This window comes from Phocaeicola faecalis, assembly GCF_021730445.1.
Classification (GTDB): Bacteria; Bacteroidota; Bacteroidia; order Bacteroidales; family Bacteroidaceae; genus Phocaeicola; species Phocaeicola faecalis.
In genome coordinates this window covers 559,938-583,859 of record NZ_JADNRM010000001.1, presented here as the reverse complement: position 1 = coordinate 583,859, position 23,922 = coordinate 559,938, and the positions used below count along the sequence as shown (strand labels likewise).

Here is a 23,922-nt window from a genome sequence, read left to right as displayed (position 1 = left end):
TCTTTGTTGATAATTTGTGTGATGTATTAATAATCTCTTTGTACATCAGCTATTTTTTGCTGTAGCTTGCGCATTTGTTCTTCTTGCAATACTCGTTTATATTCGATAGGTACTACTTGGATAAATTCGTCCACATATCGATTCCAGTCATCCAACATGGTTCGTGCCAGTTTGGAGCCGGTATAAAGGTAATGCTGGCGAATCAGTTCATGCAGTTCTTTCCGGTAAGACGCTTCCTCAATAAGAGAAAGCTCCACCATCTCCATGTTGCAAAAATAATCGAAGTGATGGTGTTTGTCCCATACGTAAGCCACCCCGCCGCTCATTCCGGCAGCAAAATTACGTCCGGTTTCCCCCAGTACCACGACTCGTCCTCCGGTCATATATTCGCAACAGTGGTCGCCTACACCTTCTACCACGGCGGTCGCACCGGAATTGCGGACGGCGAAGCGTTCACCCACTCGTCCGTTGATATACACCTCGCCATCGGTAGCACCATACAGCAGGGTGTTTCCGGCGATGGTATTCTTTTCCGCATCGAAATTGCTGCGCACGGGGGGCAGTACTGCAATGCGTCCGCCACTCAGTCCTTTTCCCAAGTAGTCATTCGCTTCACCTTCCAGCTTGAAACTGATGCCGTGAGTCAGGAATGCACCGAAACTTTGTCCTGCCGAGCCTTTGAATTTGATGTGGATGGTCTGTTCCGGAAGCCCTGCCTGTCCGTATTTCTTGGCAACTGCCCCTGCGAGCATGGCTCCTACCGAACGGTCTGTGTTGGCGATGGTGTATTCCAAGGAAATCTCTTTTCCGTTTTCTATGGCATCCCGGGCGGCAGTCAGAATGGTTACGTCCTTTACATGGGCGATATCGTGCTTCTGTTCTATGACATGGTGTATGGCGGCTCCGTTGTCCACTCTGTGCAATAGTTTGCCGAAGTCCAGCAGTGAGGATTTCTTCTCACCGGGCATTTGTTGTATTTCAATTAAATCCGTACGTCCGATGATATCTTCCAGTCGGGCGAATCCCATTTCGGCCAGATATTCGCGTACTTCCTGTGCCAGAAAAGTGAAATAATTCACTACATATTCATAATGCCCGCGGAAATGTTTGCGCAGTTCGGGGTCTTGGGTGGCCACGCCCACGGGACAGGTGTTGGTGTGGCACTTGCGCATCATGACGCATCCCAGCACAATCAATGCGGTGGTGCCGAAACCGAATTCTTCCGCACCTAGCAAAGCCATATTGATAATGTCCCGTCCGGTTTTCAACTGTCCGTCCACTTGCAGTTTTACTTGTCCGCGGAGTCCGTTCAGTACCAAGGTCTGTTGCGTTTCACTCAGCCCTATTTCGGGCGAGATACCTGCATACCGCATACTTGAGGCAGGTGACGCGCCGGTTCCTCCTTCGGCTCCCGAGATGACAATCAGGTCGGCTTTCGCTTTGGCCACTCCGGTGGCAATGGTTCCCACTCCGCTTTCGGCCACCAGTTTCACACTGATTCGTGCCTGTGGGTTTACGTTTTTCAGGTCGAATATCAACTGGGCCAAATCTTCGATGGAATAAATATCATGGTGGGGCGGAGGCGAAATCAGCGAGATGCCCGGAATGGAGTGGCGGGTTTTGGCAATCACCTCATCTACCTTGAATCCCGGTAATTGTCCTCCTTCTCCCGGCTTGGCGCCTTGGGCCACCTTTATCTGGATTTCTTCGGCACAGACCAGGTATTCGGCAGTGACGCCGAAACGTCCCGACGCTATCTGCTTGGTCTTGCTGCATAGTGAGATACCTTCGTAAGTGCCAGTAATACGGTCGCTGTCTTCACCCCCTTCACCTGTATTGCTGCGTGCACCCAGTTTGTTCATGGCCAGTGCCAGTGCTTCATGTGCTTCCTTGCTGATAGCACCGAAGGACATGGCTCCTGTCACGAAATGTTTCACGATGTTTTCTACCGGCTCCACCTTTTCAATATCAATAGGGTTTCGTTTGTGTCCGAAGAAGTCGCGCAGGAAGAGGGGAGAGTCTTTTCCATCTACCATAGAGGTGAATTCCTTGAACTTTTTATAGCTGCCCAGTCGGGTGGCCAGTTGCAGGGTGGAGATGGTTTCCGGATTCCAAGCATGCCGTTCTCCGTCTTTGCGGAAAGAGAACAGTCCGTTGTGTGGTAAAATGTCGTTCACTTCTTTCGGAGAGAATCCGGCATCGTGCAAGGCGATGGCATCTTTGGCGACTTCTTCCAGGCGGATACCCCCGATGCTTGATGTCTGTGTGCCGAAATAATCTCTTAATAATTCTTCACTGACTCCTACGGCTTCAAAAATCTTCGCGCCCCGATAAGAGCGGATTGTAGAAATACCCATCTTGCTCATAATTTTTAACAAGCCCTTGCAGATGGCTTTGATATAATTCTTTTCGGCCGTTTCGTAGTTCATCTGCACATCGCCTTTCCTCACCAGTTCATCCAGTGCGGCAAAGGCCATGTATGGATTGATGGCGCTGGCCCCATACCCCAGTAACAGGGCGGCGTGCATCACCTCGCGAATCTCGCCGCTTTCTACAATCAATGCGGTTTGTACGCGTTTCTGAACCGAGATGAGGTGATGATGGACGGCACTTACCGCCAGCAGTGACGGGATGGCGGCATGAGCCGCATCAACGGAACGGTCACTCAGAATGATATAGTTTACTCCGTCGGTCACGGATTGCTCAGCCTGCTTGCACAAGGCACTCAGTGCTTCCTGCAGTCCGGCTTTTCCTTTGCTCACCTCGAATAGGATGGGGAGTTTCACGGTGTTGAATCCTTTATACCGGATATTGCAGAGAATGTCCAGTTGGGTATTGTTCAGTACGGGATGGGGCAGACGTACCATTTTGCAATGGCTTTCGCTGGGTATCAGGATGTTCATTCCTACGGCGCCGATGTACTCGGTGAGCGACATCACTAATTCTTCGCGGATAGGGTCGATAGCCGGATTGGTGACCTGTGCAAACTGTTGGCGGAAGTAGTTGAACAATAATTGCGGCTTGTCCGAGAGGACAGCCAGAGGCGTGTCGTTCCCCATGGAGGCGACAGGCTCGGCCCCTGTGTCGCACATCGGTATGAGGGTGCGTTCTATGTCCTCGCGCGAAAAACCGAACGTGCGTAACATACGGTCGTAATCGGCTATCCGGTTGTCTATCTTGCGTCCGCTTTTCAAGGTATCGAGTTCGATGCGGTTGGTAGACAGCCAGGCGCGGTAGGGGCGGGCCGATGCCAATTGTTCTTTCAGTTCGCCGTCATAATATATTTTACCCTGTTCAGTATCAATCATCAGTATTTTTCCCGGTTGCAGACGTCCTTTTTCTTTAATCTCTCCCGGTTCGAAATCCATCACACCTACTTCGCTGGCCACTACCATCATATCATTGTTGGTAATGAGATAACGGGCAGGGCGCAGGCCGTTGCGGTCAAGCATACCTCCGGCAAACCGTCCGTCACTGAACAATAGGGCGGCAGGCCCGTCCCAGGGCTCCATCAGAATAGAATGGTATTCGTAAAACGCTTTCAATTCTTCACTGATAGGATTTTTGTCATTGAATGATTCGGGAACCAGCATCGCCATGGCATGAGGCAGACTCAATCCCGACATCACAAAAAATTCGAGCACATTGTCTAGTGAGGCACTGTCGCTCATACCCGGCTGAATAATGGGGCGGATGGCTTTGATGTCTCCCAATGCCGGAGAGGAAAGAACACTTTCGCGTGCCTCCATCCATCCTCGGTTGCCGCGGATGGTATTGATTTCACCATTATGCGCCAACAGGCGGAAAGGCTGTGCCAAACTCCATGTAGGGAATGTGTTGGTGCTGAAGCGGGAGTGCACCAATGCCAGTCCGCTGGTGAAGTAAGGTTGTGTCAGGTCCGGGAAGTACTCGCGCACCTGCATGGACGAAAGCATCCCTTTATATATAATGTTTTTGCCCGATAGGGAAACGATATAGAAATCTTTATGCCGGACGCGTTTTTCAATCTTTTTACGGATGACATAGAGGGTACGCTCCAAGTTTTCCACATCAGTCACTCCGGTGATAAACACCTGTTTGATATCCGGTTCGGTGGTTCGTGCGTCATTTCCCAAGCAATCGGGATTGGTGGGCACATTGCGCAGGTGCATCAGTGTCAGCCCTTCACGTTCTATTTCTTCAATCATAATACTTAGGATGCCGGCCTGCTCTTTTTCATCTTTAGGCAGAAACACCAGTCCGGTTCCGTACTTTCCTTTTTCGGGTACCGGTATACCTTGCAAGAGGATGAATTCGTGGGGAATTTGTAGCATGATTCCCGCGCCGTCGCCGGTCTTGTTATCAGCTCCTTCCGCACCGCGATGGCGCATATTTTCCAGAACCTTTAATGCGGAATCTACCAGCTCATGCGATTTATTGCCATGAATGTTGACTACCATACCTACTCCGCAGGCATCATGTTCGTTGGTTGCGTCATAAAGACCGTTTTGCTTTCTTTTTACCATTATAACTGTCTTTAGTTTGTGATAATGTTGATTTGTATTTCAATTTGTTCTGCAAATGTAAGTGTTTTATTTCTTTTTGCTTTCTGTCTGGCGGGTTTATATTGATAAAAAGATAGTCACTCTTCGGTCTGCCTTATACTCTGTTGGGTATGTGCTGTTTTTGCTTTCTGTTTGAAATGTAATTCACCTGAAATGCTTTCAAATTATAAGTTTAGTCGTTTCATTTCTCTATAGATGATGGTCGGTGTCTGTATCCCTCCGGTTCTCCTTGCAACTTTCACATTGCCGGTTCCGATATGCAACTAACTTTTAAATCATAATGGAAGAGGGCGGAAGTGATATAAGAATGTAAGTATTCATATTTATTAAGAAAAGGAACAAAACATTTCTTTTAGATTTTCATTTCTACTTTTTTTGTTACTTTCGTCAATTATTTATGGTTTTTATTGCATTTATGTTAATCGATATTTGTATCTTTGCAGCCGAATCAGAACATAGTATTTAGTAGATTATGTGTGGAACAGTAGGCTGCATTGAGAAACGAGATGTTTACCCTGCCTTCATAAAAAGCCCGAAACGGTGGGAACATCGGGGCTATGGCAGTGCAGGCATCGCATTGATTGACATAGGAAGGAGGTTAAGTATTACACCCAATACACCAAACTACGCATCCCGCCAACAGACACTTCAGCAACAGGGATTAATCTTCAGCCGTAGTTCCGATACCGCCTTTTTGATTCTACTATTTGAATATTTCCGGATTTCCCATTACTTAGACTTATTTTTTGTTTTTAATTGTACCGAGACAGCGGAAAACATTCGCTTGTCCGCACCGTTGATACATCAAAACCTGCCGGCCGTGTGCCGGGACAGGCAAGGAGGGCAAGGGCAAACAATGGAGACATCTTTGGCAAACAATGGAAACATTCTGCCAAAACAATGGAGACATCTTCGGAAAAGAGTAACGAGAGTTTTTTTAGTATAAAATAATGAGGTTAAAGGAGAGAAAATGGAACCGTTAAAGCATGAATGTGGCGTGGCAATGATACGATTGCTTAAACCGCTGGAGTATTACCGGGAAAAGTATGGAACCTGGATGTATGGCTTGAACAAGCTGTATCTGCTGATGGAGAAACAACACAACCGCGGACAGGAGGGGGCGGGACTGGCTTGTGTGAAGCTGGAAGCCAATCCCGGTGAAGAATATATGTTTCGCGAAAGGGCGTTGGGGTCGGGAGCGATAACAGAGATATTCGGCAATGTGCAGGCTAATTTCAAGGACTTGACTCCCGAGCAATTGAATGATGCCGAATATGCCAAGAAATACCTGCCTTTTGCGGGGGAAGTGTATATGGGGCATCTGCGTTATTCCACTACCGGAAAGAGTGGGATATCGTATGTGCATCCTTTCTTGCGCCGCAATAACTGGCGTGCCAAGAACCTGGCATTGTGCGGTAATTTCAATATGACCAATGTGGATGAGATTTTTGCACGCATCACGGCTGACGGACAGCATCCGCGCAAGTATGCCGACACTTACATTATGCTCGAACAGGTGGGACACCGCCTCGACCGTGAAGTGGAGCGTCTCTATGTGCAGTGCGAAGCCGAAGGATTAAAGGGCATGGACATCACTCATGCCATCGAGGAGCGTATTGACTTGGGCAATGTGCTGAAGACATCGAGCAGGGAGTGGGACGGAGGTTACGTCATCTGCGGAATGACAGGAAGCGGTGAGTCTTTTGCCGTACGCGATCCGTGGGGCATTCGTCCTGCATTCTGGTATATGGATGACGAAATCATGGTACTGGCTTCAGAACGTCCGGTCATTCAGACGGCACTCAATGTGCCTGTCGAAAGCATCAACGAGTTGCAGCCGGGACAGGCTATCTTTCTGAATAAAGCCGGAAAGATGCGCCTGGCACAAATCAACCGGGCAAAGGAAAAGAAGGCATGCTCTTTTGAACGTATCTATTTCAGCCGGGGCAGTGATGTGGATATTTATAAGGAAAGAAAACTGCTGGGTGAGAAGTTGGTGAACCCTATCCTGAAAGCGATAGATTATGATGTGGAGCACACCGTGTTCTCCTTTATACCGAACACAGCGGAGGTGGCGTTTTATGGTATGCTCGAAGGATTCGATAACTACCTTAATGAATTGAAGGTGAGAAAGATAGAGGAGCTGGGACACAACCCCAGTCACGATGAACTGGAGAGAATCCTTTCTTGGCGCATCCGCAGTGAGAAAGTGGCGATAAAGGACATCAAGCTGCGTACGTTTATTGCCGAAGGCAACAGCCGTAATGACCTGGCGGCTCATGTGTACGACGTTACGTATGGAAGTTTGGTGCCTCACGTAGACAATCTGGTGATTATAGACGACAGCATTGTGCGGGGAACAACGCTGAAACAGAGCATCATCGGTATCCTTGACCGTCTGAATCCCAAGAAGATTGTGATTGTCTCTTCTTCTCCGCAGGTACGTTATCCCGACTACTACGGCATCGATATGGCGAGCATGGATCAGTTTATCGCATTCAAGGCCGCCATCGAACTCCTGAAAGAGCGCGATATGAAAGATGTCATTGCGCGTGCTTATCATAAGTCGAAAAATCAGGCAGGGATGCCCAAAGAGCAGATGGTGAACTATGTGAAAGAGATTTATGCACCGTTTACCAATGAGGAGATTGCCGCCAAGATGGTGGAGCTGCTCACTCCGAAGGGAACGCGGGCAAAGGTGGAGATTGTTTACCAGACCTTGGAAGGATTGCGCGAAGCCTGTCCGTCGCACACCGGAGACTGGTACTTCAGTGGCGATTATCCCACACCGGGCGGTGTGAAGCTGGTAAATCAAGCATTTATAGACTATATAGAAAAGGTATACCAATTCTAAAAGAACAAAATTCAAGATAGATTAAATGAGAAATGTAACATTGATTCTTGACGACGGGAGCCGTTTCTCGGGCAAGTCGTTCGGTTATGAGAAACCGGTAGCCGGTGAAGTTGTATTCAATACCGCTATGACCGGTTATCCTGAGAGCTTGACAGACCCTTCATACGCAGGGCAGTTGATGACCTTGACTTATCCGTTGGTGGGTAACTACGGCGTGCCTCCCTTTAGCATCGGGTCTGGCGGGCTTGCCACCTTTATGGAAAGTGAGCGCATCCATGCCGAGGCTATTATTGTCAGCGATTATAGTGAAGAGTTCAGCCATTGGAATGCAAAAGAAAGCCTTGCCGACTGGTTGAAGCGCGAACAAGTGCCCGGCATTACCGGCATCGATACGCGCGAACTGACCAAGGTGCTTCGCGAACATGGGGTGATGATGGGAAAAATCGTGTTTGATGATGAACCCGACAATCAGCCCGAAGCCCGCTATGAAGGCATCAATTACGTGGATAAGGTTTCGTGCAAAGAAGTGATTCGCTACAATGAGGGAGCAGGCAAAAAGAAAGTGGTTTTGGTGGATTGTGGGGTAAAGACTAATATTATCCGATGCCTGCTGAAACGTGATGTGGAGGTGATTCGCGTACCCTGGAATTATGATTTCACCGGAATGGAATATGATGGATTGTTCATCTCGAACGGGCCGGGTGACCCTGATACGTGTGATGAGGCTGTACAGAATATTCGTAAGGCGATGGGGCTGAGCGACAAGCCCATTTTCGGCATCTGTATGGGTAACCAGTTGCTTTCCAAAGCGGGGGGCGCTACCATCTACAAACTGAAATACGGACACCGCAGCCACAACCAACCGGTGCGCATGGTGGGGACGGAGCGTTGCTTCATCACCAGTCAGAATCACGGTTATGCGGTCGATAATAATACGTTGGGAACTGATTGGGAACCGCTGTTTATCAATATGAATGATGGTTCGAATGAAGGTATCAGACACAAATCCAAACCTTGGTTCTCGGCACAGTTCCATCCCGAAGCTGCGTCAGGGCCTACAGATACCGAATTTCTGTTTGATGAATTCGTGAAGCTATTATAAAGCCTACAGCCGTCATCAGTCCCCCGATGACGGCTGTAGGGGCGGCCCCGTGTGTCCGCCCGAATACAACCGCAAATATGGGGGGTGTGTCAAAACGTGGATAATGCTGTCGTTTCGTTCGTAGGGGCGAGGTTCGCTCGCCCGAAAGCAGTTTGTTTTGTGTCTTCGGGCAGGCAAACCCTGCCCCTACAGCTGACGATTGGATAGGCCGGTTTAGTTTTGACACACTCCCGAAACGATAAAAAAAAGAACAAATATGAAAGACGATATAAAGAAAGTATTATTATTAGGTTCCGGTGCACTGAAGATTGGTGAAGCCGGAGAGTTCGACTATTCAGGTTCGCAGGCTCTGAAAGCGTTGAAGGAGGAAGGTATCGAAACCATTCTGATTAATCCCAACATTGCAACGGTGCAGACCAGCGAAGGGGTGGCCGATCAGATTTATTTCCTTCCTGTCACTCCTTACTTTGTAGAGAAGGTGATTGAAAAGGAACGTCCCGACGGCGTGCTCCTTTCTTTTGGCGGACAGACCGCCTTGAATTGCGGTGTGTCTCTATACAAAGCCGGTGTCTTCGAAAAATATAACACCCGCGTGCTGGGTACTCCGGTGCAAGCCATCATGGATACCGAAGACCGCGAACTGTTCGTACAGAAGCTGAATGAAATAGATGTCAAGACCATTAAAAGCGAGGCGGTGGAAACGATTGAAGATGCCCGTCGTGCGGCCCGTGAACTGGGATATCCGGTGATTATCCGCGCTGCATACGCTTTGGGCGGTTTGGGGTCAGGTTTCTGCGATAATGAAGAAGAACTGAACGTCCTGGCCGAAAAAGCCTTCTCTTTCTCGCCGCAAGTGCTGGTTGAAAAGAGTTTGAAAGGCTGGAAGGAAGTGGAGTATGAGGTAGTCCGTGACCGTTACGATAACTGCATCACCGTTTGTAACATGGAGAATTTCGACCCGCTGGGTATCCATACCGGAGAGTCCATCGTTATCGCTCCTTCTCAGACCCTTACCAATGCAGAATATCATAAACTTCGCGAGCTGGCCATCCGCATCATCCGTCACATTGGTATCGTGGGCGAATGTAACGTGCAATATGCGTTCGACCCCGAATCGGAAGACTACCGTGTCATCGAGGTCAATGCCCGTCTTTCGCGTTCGTCCGCATTAGCTTCCAAGGCCACAGGCTACCCGCTTGCTTTTGTTGCCGCCAAACTCGGTCTGGGCTACGGTCTGTTTGATTTGAAGAATTCTGTGACGAAGACTACCAGCGCATTCTTCGAGCCGGCTCTGGACTATGTGGTATGTAAAATTCCGCGTTGGGACTTGGGCAAGTTCCACGGTGTAGACCGCGAACTGGGTTCGTCCATGAAATCTGTGGGAGAAGTAATGGCTATCGGACGTACTTTTGAAGAAGCTATTCAGAAAGGGCTGCGCATGATTGGTCAGGGGATGCACGGCTTTGTAGAGAATAAGGAATTGGTGATAGCCGATGTGGACAAGGCCTTGCGCGAGCCGACCGACAAGCGCATCTTCGTCATCAGCAAAGCCATGCGTGCGGGCTATACCGTAGACCAAATCCATGAGCTGACCAAGATAGACAAATGGTTCCTGCAAAAATTGCAGAACATTATGAATACCTCCAAAGAATTGCACGAATGGGGAAACAACCATAAGCAGATAGCCGATATGCCTGTCGATTTGCTTCGCAAGGCAAAGGTGCAGGGCTTTACTGATTTCCAGATTGCCCGTGCCATCGGGTTTGAAGGCGACATGGAAGAGGGTAGCCTGTATGTCCGCACTCACCGCAAGCAGGCGGGCATCCTTCCGGTGGTGAAGCAAATTGACACGCTGGCTGCCGAATATCCGGCACAGACCAATTATCTGTATCTTACTTATAGCGGTGTGGCCAATGACGTGAAATATCTGGGCGACCGTCAATCCATCGTCGTACTCGGTTCGGGAGCCTATCGCATCGGTTCGTCGGTGGAATTCGACTGGTGTGGCGTACAGGCATTGCAGACCATCCGCAAGGAAGGCTACCGCAGTGTGATGATTAATTACAATCCCGAAACGGTATCTACCGATTACGATATGTGTGACCGCCTCTACTTTGACGAGTTGACTTTCGAGCGTGTCATGGATATCCTCGAACTGGAAAACCCGCATGGAGTCATCGTCTCCACCGGCGGCCAGATACCGAATAACCTCGCTCTCCGCCTGGACGGACAAGGTGTCAACATCCTCGGAACAAGTGCCAAGAGCATTGACAATGCCGAAGACCGCGACAAATTCTCGGCCATGCTCGACCGTATCGGGGTAGACCAGCCCGAATGGAGTGCACTGACTTCTATGGAAGATATCAATGCCTTTATCGGCAAGGTGGGCTTCCCGGTATTGGTTCGTCCTTCGTATGTGCTGAGCGGGGCAGCCATGAATGTATGTTCCAATCAGGAAGAGTTGGAACGTTTCCTGAAACTGGCTGCCAATGTATCGAAAAAGCATCCGGTGGTGGTGAGCCAGTTCATCGAGCACGCCAAGGAAGTGGAAATGGATGCTGTGGCACAGAATGGTGAAATCGTGGCATACGCCATCAGTGAGCATATCGAATATGCCGGCGTGCACTCGGGCGACGCCACCATTCAGTTCCCTCCGCAGAAACTATATGTGGAGACCGTTCGCCGCATAAAGCGCATTTCGCGTCAGATAGCTAAAGAACTGAATATCTCCGGGCCGTTCAATATCCAATATTTGGCAAAGGATAACGATATCAAAGTAATAGAATGCAACCTCCGTGCCTCGCGAAGTTTCCCCTTTGTGAGTAAAGTGTTGAAGATAAACTTCATCGAGCTGGCAACAAAAGTCATGCTCGGCCTTCCGGTAGAGAAGCCGAACAAGAACCTTTTTGAATTGGATTATGTCGGAATCAAAGCAAGTCAGTTCTCATTCAACCGTTTGCAAAAGGCCGACCCGGTGTTGGGCGTGGATATGGCCTCTACCGGTGAGGTGGGCTGTATCGGTTCCGACACTTCGTGTGCCGTTCTGAAAGCTATGCTTTCTGTGGGCTACCGCATTCCCGAAAAAGGTGTGTTGCTGTCTACCGGTAATGCCAAGCAGAAAGCCGATACGCTGAATGCAGCCCGTATGTTGCAGAAGAAAGGGTATAAACTTTATGCCACCGGCGGCTCTTCCAAGTTCCTGACCGAGAACGGAGTAGAGAATACCCGCGTGTACTGGCCCAGCGAAGAAGGACACCCCCAAGCCCTCGATATGCTTCATAAGAAAGAGATAGATATGGTAGTCAACATTCCCAAGAACCTGACTGCAGGCGAGTTGGACAATGGTTATAAAATCCGTCGTGCCGCCATCGACCTGAATATTCCCTTGATTACCAATGCTCGTCTGGCAAGTGCATTTATCCATGCATTCTGCACCATGACCATAGACGACATTGCCATCAAGAGCTGGGAAGAATACAAGTAATCAACTTTCGCGCCCATTATTTATCCACCGTAGAGGCAGTTAATCAAGCTTGCCGCTGCGGTGGATATTTGTTAAAATTAAATTTAACGGTAAATATTGCGGTGATTCCTTCTTTTGTTCATGGAAAGTGGTTATATTTGACCCATAAGTAATTATAAACTTACTTGATATGTCGGGGCAAGAGAAAACAAGGGAATTATTGGAGCAAGAGCTTGAAAGATTACAACATGAAAATCGTCGGCTCAAAGAGGAACTGACCTCTCTGAAAGAAAAAGAAACGGACAAGAGTTTCAAGGAGAAGTATGCAGTGAGGATTCTGGAGTCTTTACCGGATATGCTCACGGTCTTTAATCATGAAGGAACAGGTATAGGAGTGGTGTCTAGTGAAGAGACCAATCATGTAGGAGTCCCTAATAGTGCTTTTGCCGGTATGCACATGCGCGACATGATTCCGGAGGAGGCGTATCACAATGTTTATAATAATCTTCAGAAAGTGATAGCGACGGGCAAAGGTTCTACGGCCCATCACGAACTGGATTTCAATGGTGCACATCATTATTATGAAAACCGTATCTTTCCGTTAGACGGAGAGTATGTGTTGATTATGTGTCGTGATATCAGCGAGCGGGTGGCTACACAAAAGAATCTGGAGGTGTTTAAACGCGTTCTTGATAAAGTGAGCGACAGCATTCTGGCTGCTTCTACCGATGGCACTTTGGTGTATGCCAATAAGCAATTCATTGAAGAATATGGTGTGAAAGGCGAACTGGGTGTACAGAAGGTATATGATTTGCCGGTTTCACTTCATACAAAAGAGATATTCGAAAAACGGGTGCAGGAAATACGTGATAACGGAGGCAGCATGGGATATCATGCCCGATATACCCGTGTGGGCGAAGTAAAAGAACGTGTGCATCAGGTGTCTGCCTTTATAATAGAGGACGGACAGGAAGAGGTGGTATGGTTCTTTACTCAAGACATCACGGATGTGATTCGAAACAGGGATGAGTTGCGTGAACTGAATTATCTGATGGATGCCATTCTGAATAATATTCCTGTATATATGTTTGTAAAAGACCCGGAAGATGATTTCAGGTATTTGTATTGGAACAAGGCTTTTGCCAATCATTCCAAGATTCCGGCTTCGCGTGCGTTGGGCCATACTGATTTCGAGATATTTCCCGAAAGGACGGATGCAGAGAAGTTTCATCAGGATGATTTGGAACTGATGCGTACCAGGGAACGTCTGGAGATGCAGGAGACGTATGTGACTGCCACCGGCGAGACGCGTATTGTTCAGACATTGAAGACATTGGTGCCTCTCGAAGGGCGTGCTCCTCTTATTATCGGCATTTCGTGGGACGTTACGAATATGCAGAACATAGAGCAGGAGTTGATTCAGGCACGTATCAAGGCGGAGCAGTCCGACCGGTTGAAGAGTGCTTTTCTGGCTAATATGAGCCATGAGATACGCACTCCACTAAATGCGATTGTGGGTTTCTCAAGGTTGATGACTACCACAGACAATCGGGAAGACGAAAAGCTTTATTCCGAAATCATCAATCAGAATTCGGATGTATTGTTGCAACTGATTAATGACATTCTTGATTTGTCTAAAATAGAGGCAGGGACGTTTGAATACGTCAAGCAGCCTATGGATTTAGGTGAGATGTGCCGTAATGTGTATGAAATTCATAAAGGGCGTGTACAGGAAGGGGTGACGCTGATTTTGGATAATGAGGATGACAGCTTGGTGATTAACGAAGATAAGAACCGCATTTTGCAACTCATTACCAATTTGATAACCAATGCGATTAAGTTCACTTATGAGGGTGAGATTCATTTTGGTTTCGAGTTGAAGAAGGATTATGTAGATTTCTATGTGAAGGACACCGGTATAGGTATCTCCGAAGAAAAATTATCCCACATCTTTGGCCGTTTCGTCAAGCTGAATTCTTTTGTTCAGGGCACCGGGTTGGGCCTTGCCATTTGCCAGATGATTGTAGAAAAGATGGGCGGCGCTATCACGGTGGAGTCTGAACTCCATGAAGGTTCTACGTTCCGTTTTACTATTCCGTATGATATGCATAACAAGCGGGAGGAGTTTAAAAGAAATGCGGAAAGGCAACAACACTTGAAAGTAGCCATAAAGTCATTGCAATTGCGCACCCTGTTGGTGGCGGAAGATGTGGATAGTAATTTCTTGCTTATGAATACTGTTCTGGGCAAGAGGTATAAACTGATACGTGCCCGGGATGGTCGTGAGGCTGTCAATATGTATAAGGAGCATCATCCCGATTTAATCTTTATGGATATAAAGATGCCTTATATGGATGGATTGGAAGCAACCCGCCTGATTCGTGGCTATTCGAAGGATGTTCCTATTATTGCATTGACTGCTTTTGCTTTCGAGTCGGACAGGGAAAGGGCAATAGAGGCGGGATGCAATGATTATTTAACGAAGCCCGTATCGCAGGAGGCTATAGAGAGGATATTGGAAAAGTATTCATTATAAACTGTTTCCGGAAAAGGGGCGCGATGATGAACTCCGGTGAATAATAAGGAGGCTGTCAGGGCTCTGAAGTTACTGCCACATTGTGGTATTCGAGGGCTGTGCCCAAATGATGGGGAGTGTGTCAAAACTAAACCGACCTATCCCATCGTCAGCTGTAGGGGCAGGGTTTGCCTGCCCGAAGACACAAAGTAAACTGTTTTCGGGCGAGCGAATCTCGCCCCTACGAACGAAACGACAGCATTATTCACGTTTTGACGCAACCCCTTTTTGGGTCAATCCGAAAGTCCTGTGGGTGATATAAGCGTAAACTATGAGTTACAATGCCGGTATCAAATCGAGTGGTCGTCTGCTATACTTCATTTATAATGCCTTGAAAGAAATCTGTATGCTTACATTGTAATATTGGAATTTTCTTAAAATAGGATGCCCACACACTTATTGACTTGATTCGTAAAAAAAGAGGGTGCGCCGAAACGCTCATAAACCAAAAATCACCCTCGCTACTACCTGTGGCGAGGGTGATTTCGATAAAAGGGAGTGTGTCAAAACTAAACCGGTCTATCCCATCGTCAGCTGTAGGGGCAGGGTTTGCCTGCCCGAAGACACAAAACAAACTGTTTTCGGGCGAGCGAACCTCGCCCCTACGAACGAAACGACAGCATTATCCACGTTTTGACACAGCTCCCTTTGGGGTTACCGCTGAGGGTAGTGAAGTCTCTTAGAACTTACAAACATTCAGCTTCTTGTCAACCAATAATCCATCAATCATTTTCAGATTGAAGCTTACTCTTTGTTTAGCTTTCAGTTTCAAGATAAACAAGTCATTGGTTCCTTCGAGTGAAGGTTTGTTGCCGATATTGACGAAAGTAGGATACAATGCTTTTGTGCCATTGGTGTGAAGGCGGTCATAAGTAAAGTTTTCCATCTCTTTCATGCTAACCGGTTGTACACCGACAAATTCAAACTTCTGCTGGTCGTATGGCAAAGCGAAGCTCAGTGCATTGACAGACTTCAGGTCTATACCTTTCACTACTACTTCAATGATTTCATCTTTGTTATAACTGCGTTTGGCAGTGCTCATTTCGATGCTTCCGCTTACTTTTTCAGTTTCGTCGCTTTCGTCTACACCGTCTTCCAACTGAGTGGCTACTACCGAGATGTCATAAGCGTCAATCAAATCATTCTTGTTGATATCACCATTGCTGATGTAACCTTCAAAGTCACCGTCGCCTTTGCGCAGACCGGTGTAGTTGGTATAAGAAGTCAAATCGTTGTTGTCAATCTTACCGTCATTGTTGATGTCGCCCGGCAAGTAACTTTCAGTTCCGGGAACTTTGAATACATACAGTTCACGGCCGGAACCATAATTGCCAACACCTTCTGTTACAGAAAGTTTGATGTAACGTGCAGTCGGACGTTCTGTGAATGTGAATACTTTCACTTCATCCTTGCGGTTCCATTCAAATGCACCGGCTTCTGTCCAGTGTTCTTTGTCCATACTATATGAAACGGTTCCTTTCAACAATGTTCCGTTGCCTCCGTCCTTACGGCTCAGGTAATGGAATTTATCCAATTGGTTGACACTTCTCAAGTCGATAATCATGTCGAACGGCAAAGCGTTAGCTCTGTACTTGGTGTGCCACATATCACCCATTTCGGCAAAGTCGAAGAGACGGTCGATTTCAAATCCTTCTTGTGCCTTGGCTGTTACTTCACCCTTGATGCCTCGGATTGCAAATTCCAGCGGGTTGGATTTGGTCTTGGTTGTAAAGTTTGCCCAGTCTGACTGACCGTCCTTGTTTACGGCGCGAATCTTGAAGTCATAAGTTGTTTCGGCTTCCAGTCCTTCAAACAACAGTTCTGTATCTTTGATAGTACTATACAGAATGCCGTTCAATTCGATTTCATAATAGTCAGCATTGGCTACCGGAGCCCATGTCGGTTTCAGTGTATAGGCTTCAGTGTTTTCGGCAGTTACTTCGGCTTTCGGAGCTGTCAATGAGCCCGAAGTGACGCGGTGAGTATCGGCCGGTGCATAGCGGAATCCGCTGACAGTCATATTAATCTGATTAGTGGTGATATCCATCGGAGCCAGCTTGACGAGAAGTTGGGGGTTCTTGACGATAGTCACCTTTTCAAATTCACTTCCCGGAGTGGCAAACTTGTTCAGATTGGGAGCAGCATCGTAGAAGTATACGTTCTGTCCGTTTTGGAATTGTTCCAGAGAGGTAACCTCGGTCAGCTTAATCTTGCTCTTTCCTACTTTGGCAGAGATAGCTTTGGGCTTTTCGGTTACATTGATTCTGAACTCAGTGGCTTTCTCTTTCACGAAGCCGTCAAAGTCACCCTGAGTGCGGTGTACGGTGATAAGCACTTCATTTTTGGGAGTGACATTCGATTCGACGAAAGTAGTTACACCCTTACCGTCCTTGTATGCTTCGGTGATACCGTCATCGTCATATTCCACGGTCATGGTGTGCTTATGCGGATACATTTCATAGATGCGCAGACCCTTGTTGATTTCACTCACGTTATTGTTCGGGTTGGTCATCGGGATGATGGCTCCGTTCTTGACAAATACGGGGAGCTTCCACAGAGGAGCGGCAAAGTTGTTGATAACGCGTCCGCCTTCATATTTCTCGCCGGTGAAGTAATCAATCCATTCACCTTCGGGCAGATAGATACCGTTGCGGATGTCATTGCCTTCGGCATCTGCCTTGGTGTTCTGATAGATAGGTGCCACCAGGAAGTCGGTACCATACATATATTGGTATTTAGTGGCGCTGCCCATTGTGTAGTCATTCGGGAATTCGAGGAACATGGCTCTGATGATAGGCATTCCGTCTACCGCTTCTTTGGCAAAGCTGTAAGCGTATGGCATCAGTTCTGATTTCAGCTTCAGATACATACGGTTGATAGAAGTGGCAGGTTCGCCCAGAGCATGAGGATACTTTTCGTTGCTGCCCCAGCCGTCCATGTTGAGTTCCATCGGTGTCCATGTCTTCCACTGGAAGTCGCGGGTATTCATGGCCAGGTTCTTTCCGCCGAAGATACCGTCCATATCGGAGGTGATATTAGGCTGTCCCGAAAGGCCCGAACCGATATAAGTCGGGATATGGAAGCGGATATATTCCCATTCGCCGCCGGTCTGGTCGCCCGACCATACTCCTGCATAGCGCTGGGTGCCTGCCCATCCGTCCAATGAGATGATAAACGGGCGTGCGTTATTGCCATAATAAGGCATAATCGTGCCCACATCGGCCACACCGTTCAAACCGAATGAATAGCCTGCGCCCACCCATGCAACGTCTGTTTTAAGAACACGTACACCGGCGTCTCTCACTTCTTTCACGATATCACGCTGAAGCAGTGCGCTGACTCCTTCTTTGGGATGGAGGTCGGATTGTGTCCAAAGCCCGATTTCCACTCCGTTCTTACGGGCATAGTCGCCCAGTTCTTTCAGGTTCTGGATATTGCCGTCCAATGTTTCGGTCTGTCCGTATCCGGCTCCGTAACCGTCGTTGGGGAGCAGCCAGCCCAAAGGCATGTCATGGTTCTTGTAACGGTCTATCACAGCGCGTGCCGAGAATTGGTAATTGTTCTTTTCGCCGTTCAAAGATTCCTTGATGCCGCCATTGTCCTTTTGGCTTTCTTTATAGCGTTTTCCGTCTTCAAACAAGATTCCCTTTTCGTCTTCTTTCCAGTAGTCGCGGTTGTAAGCGTTCAGGTGTCCCTGATAGAAGCCGAACTTGGGCAATAATACCGGATTACCGGTGAGTTGATAGAAGTCGTTCAACAAAGCAACGACACCGTCGCCCACCATATAAAAGACATCCAGATAATCCGTTTCGTGCGATAGTTTTACTTTTCCTTTTTCTTCTGCACCGAAGTCGTATTTACCTTTCTTGAAGGTGTGCCACATCACGCCATATCCGTTGGTAGACCAATAGAAAGGAGTGGGAGAGGCCACGCCTCCGTCAGTCCAGCTGTTCTGGTTTTCGATGGCGATTGCTTTTCCTTTGTGTGAGAATCTTCCGTTCTGCACACCACCTCCGTAGAAGTATTCTTTCGGATTTTCTTTCAGGGTGATGGTCACTTTATCTTTCTCGAATGAGACGGGAGCAAGTTGTTCCACCGCTACCTTGTTTGTTTCGAGGTTCGTGATTTTCAGTAATGAACTGGCCTTGTCAATCTGTATGTTGATACGTCCGGTCGTGATACAGATTGTGTTTCCGTTGTCGTCAATGTCCAACTTTGACAATGGCAGTCTGGGGTTGTCCACCAATATCTGTGCTTCGGGTTTGGCTTCCGGATTCCGGATGATTCCACCGGCATTATCTTGAAAGACTCTGAAGATGTTATCGCCGTAAAAATCAAGTGTCATACGCTGGTTGTTGGCAAACAAAACTTCGACAGCTGTCGGGTTGAGTCTTTTGATACTCACAATTTGAGGGCTTGGGAGCGTTGTCTCACTTGCGGCATGCATCGACTGGGCAGCCTGCACGGGTGCACCTGCCAGAACAAGCGGGAATGCCAGGGCAAGTAGTGCCGCTTTTTTTCCTTTGCGGTGTTGATTAGGGGTATTTTTCATAATAAACTATGATTAAATTAGAATATAGTTTTGATTTATTCGGTAAAGATAAAGCGTAATATTGATAAACAGGCAGATTTTTAAGAAAAAATTAAGCATATCCTTTAAACTTTTGTATTCGGGGGCCCGAAAAGGTCGTATTCAGCGTGGGCTTGTCTGTATAAAGGATGTATTACAGGCTTTTTAGGTTGATATAAATAAGCAAGGTGTCAAAAATGCTCTTACAGCAACAATGCGGCAGTTGCTTTGGAGTTTTGACACCTCTTTATTATCTCCCGAATGGCATTGTGGCTGCGTTTCGGGAGATATCCGGTCTTATCGTTTATTTGACTTCAATCACTTTCGTTGCTTTTTCCTTTTCTTCGGGAGTTCGTTTCGGCAATTCGATAGTCAGGACACCGTCGTTTACTTTGGCGTCTATTTTATCCTTGTCTACATCATCCGGCAGAATCAGGGTTTGCTGGAACTTGGAGTAAGAGAATTCGCGACGCAGATAACGGCTTTCTTCCTTGCCTTCTTTGTCGCCTTCCGTTGTTTCTGTTTTCTTTTCCATAGAGATGACCAAATCATTGTCTTCATTGATATGGATTTGGAAATCGTCTTTTTTCATTCCCGGAGCGGCAACTTCCACTTTATACTCTTTTTCTGTCTCGATGACATTGATGGCCGGTGCTGTCGGGTTGGCTTTTACCATCCAGTCATTGTTCAAAAAATCGTTGAAAATACTTGGCAACCAAGTTTGGTTGGCTCTTCTTACTGGCATCATAATCTTAATCTCCTTTTGGTTTATGGTTAAACATTTTGTTTACTTTTGAATTTCGTCTTCTTTCGATTCCGTCATCCACTATCCATAATGCAAATACCATACTTTAGTTCGATTTCCTATGCTCCATATTCCACTCTTTTAAGTCTATAAAACCTTTCTTAAAGATAGGCGGCAAGACTTTAAGAGAGGATAAAACTATTTAAACGTTGACACAGACCGACTGCTGTCAAAATGTAATTTTTGAAGACGAATTGGCAGACGGACCGGCTTCTGTAAGTTTGAACCTCATGCGGAAAATGCCTTCTTTATAATCATGGCTGATGATTTTGAATGTACCTATCTGCGATGTGTTTTCCACGTGCAGACCGATGCAGAGGCATTCATCGTAATCGCCCACGTGCACCACTCTCACGGTTTCGGAGGCATGGTCGGGCAGACGTTTCAGGTCGAATCGCCCCACGGCTTCCTCTTGTGTGATGAATTCTGTGGTGATTGGCAGGTTTCTTTTCAATGTCTCGTTTACGGTCTTTTCTATGTGGCTTATCTCCTCTTCGGAGGGGCAGGCGGGTAGGACGAAATCCAATTTACTTTTCTTGCGTTCGATATGTGCCGAAACTGCACGCCCGCAGCCAAAAAGGTTTACCATTGTTCTGTTTACGATATGCTCTGTGGTGTGCATCGGAGCGATGGACGCATCCTGAAACTTGGGAGCTGCTTGGTTTATTTCCATAATAGATTTATTTTATTGTGTTTGGACATGAAAGGTTATATGCGCCTTTACCGGATATTTCTGTCTGTTGTTTTCAGTCAATCCTTCCATTGCTTTATCTCTCTCTTTAAGATGCTGTAGACATTGAGGTTGACAAACTTTCTTGTATACATCAGCTCGCCGTCGCGTTCAGTCCCTTCCAGGTGGAAGCCGAGCCTTTGCGGAATGGCATTGCTGGGAGCATTGCCTTCGGCGCAACGGATTTGGATGCGGTTCATGCCTCGCTCTTCGATGGCAATCCGGCAGAGATGCCGCACACATTTGGTCATGATTCCCCGGTGTTGGTACTCGGGCAGGAGCCAGTAACCAATCTCCGTGCGCAGGTTGGCGGCATCAGAAAAATGGAAACCGACCAGTCCGCACACTTCTCTTTTTTCTTCGATGATATAGATGAAGTCCCGGCGGGCCCGAGGCACTTTGAGTACGGATGCTAGAAAGGCCTTTTCTTCTTCCGCGGTCAGAAAGGTGACGAATGGGAGCCATTGCTGCAAATACTCGCGGTGCAAATGAATGGCATTGTATATTTTTTGTGAATCGCTTATGCGTACTTCCCGAATAGTTATGTTATCAGTAATCTTAGTTTTCATGGCGAATATGAATTTGATTCGCCAAAGGTAAATCTTTTTTTTGGGTGAAGAGGAATAAACAGCGTGTTTTCTTTGGGAGTACAGACGGAAGCGACGCGGATTTCACGCGTTCGGGAGGAGAAAGAGCGTGAAATCCGTGTCCGGAGGATGGGCTGTCTTCTCTTGTTTTTACAGAGCGGGTGTCTGAAACAGGAATACGAAAGATTTACTGTCTTTCAAGTCCTTGACGGCATCTCCGGCATATATCTCGCCCTGTGTCAAAGATAATTTCTTTATCCCTGCCTTCGGACTGAAATCTATCTCTTTCAAGTCGAGCCAAAACAGATTGGGGGTTAATACATTGTCAAAATAGTACACTTTGTTCTTCTGGTCGCACACCGAGCGCCAACGGGTGGAAGAGATGTGGGGCTTGTCGGGAGTGGTGATGCCGAAGGGAACGGATACGTTTCTCATCACGCTCAATACACTTGGGACGGCAATGCGTGCATCGGGAGTCTGCGGGATGGCGTGGACATAGAATGAGGCACGCACAAAGCGGTCGCTCGAACGGTTCGTGCCCGGCAACATTTGCAATCCTCCCACCTCTTTCCAGTAATCGTTGATAGCCAGTTGTGACGAATATTTGGGTGAGTTTGTCATTACCTGATACTCCTTTCCCTCGTGTATTTCCAGCTTTCCGTCCAGATATTCCAGCACAGCCGTATTTCCTGTATCGTCGGTGATGGCCAGATGTAAAGTGGAGGCCGAGCCGTTGGGCATTTGAGGTGCGTCAATTCGGAATGTCTCTTTTTTCAGCTCATCCACCGCCTCGCGCACAGTGGCGAAATTGTCGAGTACATATTGTGTCCAAATGCTGATCCCCATCACCGGACGTGTGTCTCCGGGACGCTCGTACACGGATTCGGGCAGGAATAAAAGGCTGGCTACCAACCCCTTCTCGTTCATTCCGTCACATGTGCCGATATCATATCCTGTAGCGATGACACTGCCGTATTTCGAAGTCCATGTCACCGTCTCTCCCTTGTTGTATCCTGCTCGTTGGATACCCCTCGGAAAGACATACAAATTACTCATGATATCTTCTTTCCAGTCCATGGTGCGTCCGGTGACAATCAGATTGTCGGGCCCGATGTATACAGCCCGGGTGCAAGCTTCCACTCGCGGCATGCGAATGGACAGCATAATGGCTAATGCGATTAGCGCAATGTTTTTTGTTCTCATTTTTTTATCTTAAAAGATTATTGTTTATCTATAAAACAGATACCGGATGCGGCTTGTTTAGGCGGGAGCGGTGATTCAGGTATAAAAATCAGTAATTCATATACCTGTCGGGTGTGATAATTCTCATATCTTTGTTCCGTCTCAATAACTTTGCTCTGTTTATGAATAAAAAGAACCGTAAAAAGATAAGTATGATACTTTATAGTCTGTTGATAGTGATAGTGCTGGCAGGAGCCGCAGTGTATGCCTTTCTTCACTCGCCAAGTTTCGGCCGGCTTCCGCGCGGAACGCGTTTGGAACGAATCTTGAATTCGCCCCACTACCGCGACGGAGCTTTCCGCAATGAGCCTGAAGTGCCGTTGATGACTTCCGGTAAAAGTAGGATATCAGGGATGATTGATTTTCTTTTCCGGAAGCCTGAAGGATTACGTCCCGAAACAGTGCTGCCCGTTATAAAGACAAACCTGAAAGAACTGTCTCCCGGTGAGGATATCCTGATATGGTTCGGACACTCGTCTTATTATATACAGATGGAAGGGAAACGCTTGCTGGTAGATCCGGTCTTTTACGATGCCTCTCCGGTTGCGTTTGTGAACCGTGCTTTTAAGGGAACCGATATTTATCGTCCCGAAGATATGCCCGACATTGATTTTCTGATTATCACCCACGACCATTGGGATCATCTGGACTATCGGACAGTGACCGAACTCAGAGAGCGGACAGGGAAGGTAATCTGCGCATTGGGGGTAGGTGAGCATCTGGAGTATTGGGGATTTGACAAAAATCGCATCGTGGAGCTGGACTGGAACGAAGATGCCTCGCTCGGTGATGGATTTACCGTACATTGTCTTCCTGCCCGACATTTCTCGGGTCGCGGACTGAATGCCAATCAGACGCTATGGGCTTCCTTTTTGATGGAGAGCCCCTCCCGACAGATTTATATGGCGGGAGATGGCGGATACGGTCCTCACTTTGCCGCCATCGGAAAGCGTTTTCCTTTCATCGATTTGGCGATACTCGAAAACGGCCAGTATAATGAGGACTGGCGCTATATCCATCTGATGCCCGGCTACATGGCTCAGACGGCCAAAGACCTGAAAGCAAAGAAGGTTCTGACCGTGCATCACTCTAAATATGCATTGGCAAAACACAGATGGGACGAGCCTTTGGCCAATGCGCACCGTCTGGCGGAAAAAGATTCGCTGAACGTATTGATTCCTCATATAGGGGAGGTGGTGAAATGGGGTGACTGAAAGAAATAGGGGGGCTGGGTATGTCCTTTATTTGGCATTAAGGGGGGGCAATCCGAAAACCCTGTGGGTATGTTAAAGGGCGTATGCCACTCTATAAAATGAAAAAAGGAGCAACGCCTTGCTCCAACCTTTTGTTAACCTTAAATCTAATACTATGAAAAACACATTGCAAAGGTACGGACTTTTCGGATAATAGCAAATAATTGGAGCTAAAAAATATGCTGCATAACATTGTT

At 47.5% G+C, this 23,922-nt stretch carries 11 protein-coding genes; 5 read left to right on the top strand and 6 right to left on the bottom strand.

The window, feature by feature from the left end; translation table 11 throughout:
* Positions 1-26: 26 nt before the first annotated feature.
* Positions 27-4,505: a glutamate synthase large subunit gene (gene gltB / locus IR173_RS02470; RefSeq protein ID WP_237038102.1), complete on the bottom strand. Its 4,479-nt coding sequence runs from the start codon at positions 4,503-4,505 to the stop codon at positions 27-29.
* A 1,009-nt stretch (positions 4,506-5,514) separates the two neighbouring features.
* Here gltB and IR173_RS02465 point away from each other — a divergent pair.
* From IR173_RS02465 to IR173_RS02450, 4 genes are all read left to right on the top strand, one after another.
* The gene (locus IR173_RS02465; RefSeq protein WP_237038101.1) at positions 5,515-7,398 is read left to right on the top strand and encodes an amidophosphoribosyltransferase; all 1,884 of its coding nucleotides are present in this window, start codon (positions 5,515-5,517) and stop codon (positions 7,396-7,398) included.
* 25 nt (positions 7,399-7,423) lie between these two features.
* Complete coding sequence (gene carA / locus IR173_RS02460; protein ID WP_237038100.1) at positions 7,424-8,500, top strand: glutamine-hydrolyzing carbamoyl-phosphate synthase small subunit; 1,077 nt, start codon at positions 7,424-7,426, stop codon at positions 8,498-8,500.
* A 256-nt stretch (positions 8,501-8,756) separates the two neighbouring features.
* Positions 8,757-11,984 (top strand): carbamoyl-phosphate synthase (glutamine-hydrolyzing) large subunit, encoded by a 3,228-nt coding sequence (gene carB / locus IR173_RS02455; RefSeq protein ID WP_237038099.1) that lies wholly within the window; start codon positions 8,757-8,759, stop codon positions 11,982-11,984.
* Between the two features lie 169 nt (positions 11,985-12,153).
* On the top strand, positions 12,154-14,499 hold the full coding sequence (locus IR173_RS02450) for a PAS domain-containing protein (protein ID WP_237038098.1): 2,346 nt from the start codon (positions 12,154-12,156) through the stop codon (positions 14,497-14,499).
* Positions 14,500-15,217: 718 nt separating this feature from the next.
* Here IR173_RS02450 and IR173_RS02445 read toward each other — a convergent pair.
* The 5 genes from IR173_RS02445 to IR173_RS02425 all read right to left on the bottom strand — a co-directional run bounded on the left by IR173_RS02445 (position 15,218) and on the right by IR173_RS02425 (position 22,433).
* Positions 15,218-19,090, bottom strand: a complete 3,873-nt coding sequence (locus tag IR173_RS02445; RefSeq protein WP_237038097.1) for a TIM-barrel domain-containing protein — start codon at positions 19,088-19,090, stop codon at positions 15,218-15,220.
* A gap of 322 nt (positions 19,091-19,412) precedes the next feature.
* Positions 19,413-19,856, bottom strand: a complete 444-nt coding sequence (locus tag IR173_RS02440; RefSeq protein WP_237038096.1) for an Hsp20/alpha crystallin family protein — start codon at positions 19,854-19,856, stop codon at positions 19,413-19,415.
* Positions 19,857-20,082: 226 nt separating this feature from the next.
* Positions 20,083-20,586, bottom strand: a complete 504-nt coding sequence (locus tag IR173_RS02435) for an alanyl-tRNA editing protein (RefSeq protein WP_237038095.1) — start codon at positions 20,584-20,586, stop codon at positions 20,083-20,085.
* A gap of 77 nt (positions 20,587-20,663) precedes the next feature.
* Positions 20,664-21,212, bottom strand: a complete 549-nt coding sequence (locus IR173_RS02430) for a GNAT family N-acetyltransferase (RefSeq protein WP_237038094.1) — start codon at positions 21,210-21,212, stop codon at positions 20,664-20,666.
* A 168-nt stretch (positions 21,213-21,380) separates the two neighbouring features.
* Positions 21,381-22,433, bottom strand: a complete 1,053-nt coding sequence (locus IR173_RS02425; RefSeq protein WP_237038093.1) for a linear amide C-N hydrolase — start codon at positions 22,431-22,433, stop codon at positions 21,381-21,383.
* A 191-nt stretch (positions 22,434-22,624) separates the two neighbouring features.
* Between IR173_RS02425 and IR173_RS02420 the strand changes: the two genes are divergently transcribed.
* Positions 22,625-23,686 carry an MBL fold metallo-hydrolase gene (locus tag IR173_RS02420; RefSeq protein WP_237038092.1) on the top strand — a complete coding sequence of 354 codons (1,062 nt, stop codon included), beginning with the start codon at positions 22,625-22,627 and terminating at the stop codon, positions 23,684-23,686.
* Positions 23,687-23,922: the final 236 nt, after the last annotated feature.